This is a genomic window from Pseudoxanthomonas sp. LjRoot204_2 (assembly GCF_056175765.1).
In genome coordinates this window covers 1-4945 of the sequence record NZ_JBGFFG010000255.1, presented here as the reverse complement: position 1 = coordinate 4945, position 4945 = coordinate 1, and the positions used below count along the sequence as shown (strand labels likewise).

The 4945-nt window shown below is 65.6% G+C and carries 3 protein-coding genes; all 3 read left to right on the top strand.

Annotated features, from left to right (window positions below):
- The first annotated feature begins 158 nt into the window (after window positions 1-158).
- On the top strand, window positions 159-2012 hold the full coding sequence (gene rpoD, locus AC04L7_RS12290) for an RNA polymerase sigma factor RpoD (RefSeq protein WP_296279173.1): 1854 nt from the start codon (window positions 159-161) through the stop codon (window positions 2010-2012).
- Window positions 2013-2184: 172 nt separating this feature from the next.
- Window positions 2185-3711, top strand: a complete 1527-nt coding sequence (locus AC04L7_RS12285) for an OpgD/OpgG family glucan biosynthesis protein (RefSeq protein WP_475513100.1) — start codon at window positions 2185-2187, stop codon at window positions 3709-3711.
- The coding region (mdoH, locus tag AC04L7_RS12280; RefSeq protein ID WP_475513099.1) for a glucans biosynthesis glucosyltransferase MdoH at window positions 3699-4945 on the top strand (1247 nt) is incomplete at its 3' end. The genes AC04L7_RS12285 and mdoH, both read left to right, overlap by 13 nt.

Genomic DNA, 4945 nt, shown 5'->3' with positions numbered 1-4945 from the left:
CCCATATGGTGATCAGCCTCGTCAATGACGGGCCCGTGACCTTCCTGCTGCGTCCCTGACGTTCCTTCCTTACCAAGGGTGGGCTTCAGGAACGGAAGCCGGCCCGGGCTGGTATAATACGGGGTTCTCCCTTCCTTACTCCCGGTGGCGCAACCTCCATGGCCAACGAACGTCCTGCCCAGCAGTCCGACATCAAGCTCTTGATCAGCAAGGGCCTGGAGCAGGGCTATCTGACTTACGCCGAAGTCAACGACCACCTCCCCGACGACATCGTCGACCCGGAGCAGATCGAAGACATCATCGGCATGATCAACGGCATGGGCATCGATGTCCATGAAGTCGCGCCCGATGCAGAGACGCTGCTGCTCGCCGACGGCAATACCGGCAACCGCGAAGTCGACGAGACCGCGGCGGAAGAAGCCGCCGCGGCGCTGACCTCGCTCGATACCGAAGGTGGCCGCACCACCGACCCGGTGCGCATGTACATGCGCGAGATGGGCACCGTCGAACTGCTGACCCGCGAAGGCGAAATCGCCATCGCCAAGCGCATCGAGGAAGGCCTGGGCCAGGTGCAGGCGTCGCTGGGCAACTTCCCGTGGTCGATCGAACTGCTGCTGGAAGAATACGAACTGCACAAGGCAGGCAAGAAGCGCCTGGCCGAAGTGGTCGTCGGCTTCAACGACATCGAGGAGCCGGCTGAAGAAGTGCCGGCCGCCGAAGAAGTGGTCGAAGCGGCGGACGACGATGCCGATGACGACGATGCCGGCGACGACACCGCCGAGGAAGCGGCCCCCACGGGTCCCGATCCCGAGGAAGTCGCCCGTCGCATGCAGGTGCTGGCCGACGGCTATGCCAAGTTCAAGAAGTCGTATGCGAAGAACGGCGCCGACAACAAGGCGGTCGTCAAGCTGCGCACCGAGCTGGGCGAAACCTTCGTCACCCTGAAGCTGCCGCTGCCGCTGACCGACACGCTGGTGCGCAAGCTGCGCGAAGTCGTGGCCCAGGTGAAGGACCACGAGCGTCGCGTGCTGCACCTGTGCGCCAATGTCGCCAAGATGCCGCGCAAGGAATTCCTGCGCGCCTGGGAAGGCAACCAGACCAACCTCGGTTGGGTGGACGAAGTGCTGAAGCGCAAGCAAAAGTGGTCGTCCGGCCTGCGCGACGTACGCGAGCAGATCGTCGCCGAGCAGGAGGCCACCATCGCCGTCGAGCAGGCGATGCACCTGACGCTGGCCGACATCAAGGACATCAGCCGCGCGATGGCCTACGGCGAAGCCAAGGCACGCAAGGCCAAGAAGGAAATGGTCGAGGCCAACCTGCGCCTGGTGATCTCCATCGCCAAGAAGTACACCAACCGCGGCCTGCAGTTCCTCGACCTGATCCAGGAAGGCAACATCGGCCTGATGAAGGCGGTGGACAAGTTCGAGTACCGCCGCGGCTACAAGTTCTCGACGTACGCGACCTGGTGGATCCGCCAGGCGATCACCCGCTCGATCGCCGACCAGGCCCGCACCATCCGCATCCCGGTGCACATGATCGAGACGATCAACAAGCTCAACCGCATTTCCCGCCAGATGCTCCAGCAGTACGGCCGCGAGGCCACGCCGGAGGAGCTGGCCAAGGAAATGGACATGCCCGAGGACAAGATCCGCAAGGTCATGAAGATCGCGAAGGAACCGATCTCCATGGAAACCCCGATCGGCGACGACGAGGATTCGCACCTGGGCGATTTCATCGAGGACACCAACGTGGAGTCCCCGATCGAGAACACCACCAACATCAATCTGTCGGAAACGGTCCGCGACGTGCTTGCTGGCCTGACCCCGCGGGAAGCCAAGGTGCTGCGGATGCGTTTCGGCATCGACATGAATACCGACCACACCCTCGAGGAAGTCGGCAAGCAGTTCGACGTCACCCGCGAGCGCATCCGCCAGATAGAAGCGAAGGCGTTGCGCAAGCTGCGCCACCCGTCGCGCTCGGAACAGCTGCGCAGTTTCCTCGATATCGACTGACGCGAGGGACGCGGCGTTTGCACCAACGAAGCGCGGCCCTTGATGGGCCGCGTTTCTTTTTGGTGCGACGAGATGCGCCAGCGACGTCGTGCGTTCTCATCGTCATCACGCGACCGTCGTTATGCTGTCGCGACCCCACGAGTCAGACTTTCGCGTGCAGCGACGGGACGCCATGAAATCCGTCCTTGCCATCGCGTTGCTGGGCACCATGCCCCGCGTGATGGCGCAGGCCACCCGAGCAGCGGACACCGCCGCGACCCCCGCACGATTTGATCTGGAAACGGTTCCACGCCTGGCGCGCGCGCTGGCGCGGCAGCCGTATCACGCCCCTGACGCCCAGCTGCCTGCGTCGCTGGACACCGGTTACGACGCATACCGCGATCTGCGTTTCGATCAAGCGCAGGCGATCTGGCGAAAGGAGGGCCTGCCCTTCCAGTTGCAGATGTTCCATCGCGGCTTCCTGTTCAAGCAGCGCGTCGACCTGCATCGCGTGCACGACGGTGTCGCCACGCCCATCGCCTATTCGCCTGACCTGTTCGCGTTCCCGCCCGGTGTCGATCCGGGCATGCGGGACGACATCGGCTTCGCCGGGTTCCGCGTGCATACGCCACTGAATAAGCCCGGCGTGTACGACGAACTGATCGCGTTCCTGGGGGCCAGCTATTTCCGCGCACTGGGAAAGGGGCATGCCTACGGTCTGTCGGCGCGCGGCCTGGCGCTGGGCAGCGGCGACGCCGGGGAGGAAGAGTTCCCACTGTTCCGTGCGTTCTGGATCGAACAACCCGCGCCCGGTGCGCGTCTTCTGGTCGTGCACGCGCTGCTCGACAGCCCCAGCATCGCCGGTGCGTTCCGTTTCGAGATCCTGCCGGGCGACGAGACCGTCATCGACGTGCAATCGCGCCTGTTTCCCCGCGTCGATCTCCCCCGTGCGGGCATTGYGCCGCTGACCAGCATGTTCGAGTTCGACGCCGGCGATCGCGTCGGTACCGACGACTATCGGCCTGCGGTGCACGACTCCGACGGACTGGCGATCCTCAACGGCCGAGGCGACCAGATCTGGCGGCCCTTGAGCAATCCGCGGCGCGTGCAGATCAGTGCCTTCGCCGATGCGGGTCCGCGTGGTTTCGGCCTGATGCAGCGAAAGCGCGGGTTCGCCGACTATGCGGACATCGAGGCGCGCTACCACCAGCGCCCCAGCCTGTGGATCGAGCCACGCGGCGACTGGGGCAAGGGCGCGGTGACGCTGGTCGAAATTCCCACCGGCGACGAATACCACGACAACATCGTCGCCTTCTGGCGCCCGGAGCAGCCGCTGCGCGCCGGCCGTGAGCATCGTTTCGACTATCGCATGCACTGGTGYGATGCGCATCGCTGGAAAGCCGACCTGGCCATCGTCGCCGATACCCGCATCGGTGCCGCGCCGGATCCGGCACGGCGCCTGGTGGTGCTCGATCTCGAAGGGGGGCGCCTTGCCTCGCTGCCGCGCGATGTCCGGCTGACGCCCGACGTCTGGTCCGCCCGTGGCGAAGTGGTCGGCGCGGTGGTGTATCCGAATCCCGAGACGCAGGGGTGGCGCCTCAGTTTCGAGTTCCGCCCGCAAACGCAACGTGGGGACGACCGCGACGTCGAGTTGCATGCGCGCGTCCTCGAGGGCCACGCGCCGCTGTCCGAAACCTGGCTGTATCGATGGAGCCCGTGACCATGCACGATGCACACTCGCCGTCGCCTTCCTGGCTGCCGCCGGAATCGCCGTTGCCCATGCCGGTGCAGGATCTGCGCAATGGCCGCCTGTCTTCGCGCCGCCTGCTGACGTCGCCCTGCGGGATCGCCTGGCGCCGCGCAGGGGTGATGGGCATGGCGGTCGCGATGACGCTGTTCGCCACCTAYCAGATCTGGTGGGTGCTGCGGGGAGACGGCATCAGCATGCTGGAGGGCGTACTGCTGGCGCTCTTCGTCGCCTTGTTCGCCTGGATCGCCCTGTCGTTCTCCAGTGCGCTGGCAGGATTCGCGTTGCTGCTGTCGAAGCGTCCGCACCCGCTCGGCATCGACGAGGGTCACCGGCCATCGCTGACGACACGCACGGCACTGCTCGTGCCCACGTACAACGAAGACCCGCAGCGGGTGCTGGCCGGCGTGCAGGCGATGCATGAATCGTTGGTGGATACCGGTCAGTCCGCTTGCTTCGACTTCTTCATCCTCAGCGACACCACAGACGAGGATGTGCGACGGAAAGAGGTCGTGGCCGTGCACGCGTTGCGGCATCGCCTGGGCCCGGACGCGCGCGTCTTCTATCGGCGCCGGGAGAAGAACACCGAACGGAAGGCCGGCAACATCGCAGACTGGGTACGCCGCTTCGGCAGCGCGTATCCGCATCTGCTGATCCTGGATGCGGACAGCCTGATGACCGGCGAGACGCTGGTGAGGCTGTCGGCGGCAATGGAACGCGAGCCGATGCTCGCCCTCATCCAGACGCTGCCGATGATCGTCAACGGGCGCACGTTCTTCGCACGCATGCAGCAGTTCGCCGGGCGCGTCTACGGTCCCGTGGCGGCGCACGGCATCGCATGGTGGCATGGGGCGGAGGGCAACTACTGGGGCCACAACGCCATGATCCGCACGGCCGCCTTCGCGCGCCACGCGGGCCTGCCCCGGTTGGGGGGTGGCAAGCCGTTCGAAGGCGCCGTGCTTAGCCACGACTTCGTCGAAGCCGCACTGCTGCGTCGCGGTGGCTGGGCGGTGCACATGGTGCCCGGCATTGGCGGCAGCATCGAAGAAGGACCGCCGTCGCTGATCGACATGCTCGTTCGCGATCGCCGCTGGTGCCAGGGCAACCTGCAGCATGGCGCCGTGCTGCCCGCGCGTGGTCTCCATTGGATCAGCCGAATGCACCTGATGGTGGGAATGGGCCACTACGCCACGGCGCCCATGTGGGC

Coding starts and splice junctions, on each gene's coding strand:
- rpoD (WP_296279173.1), top strand. CDS start 159: ATGGCCAACGAACGTCCTGCCCAGCAGTCCGACATCAAGCTCTTGATC.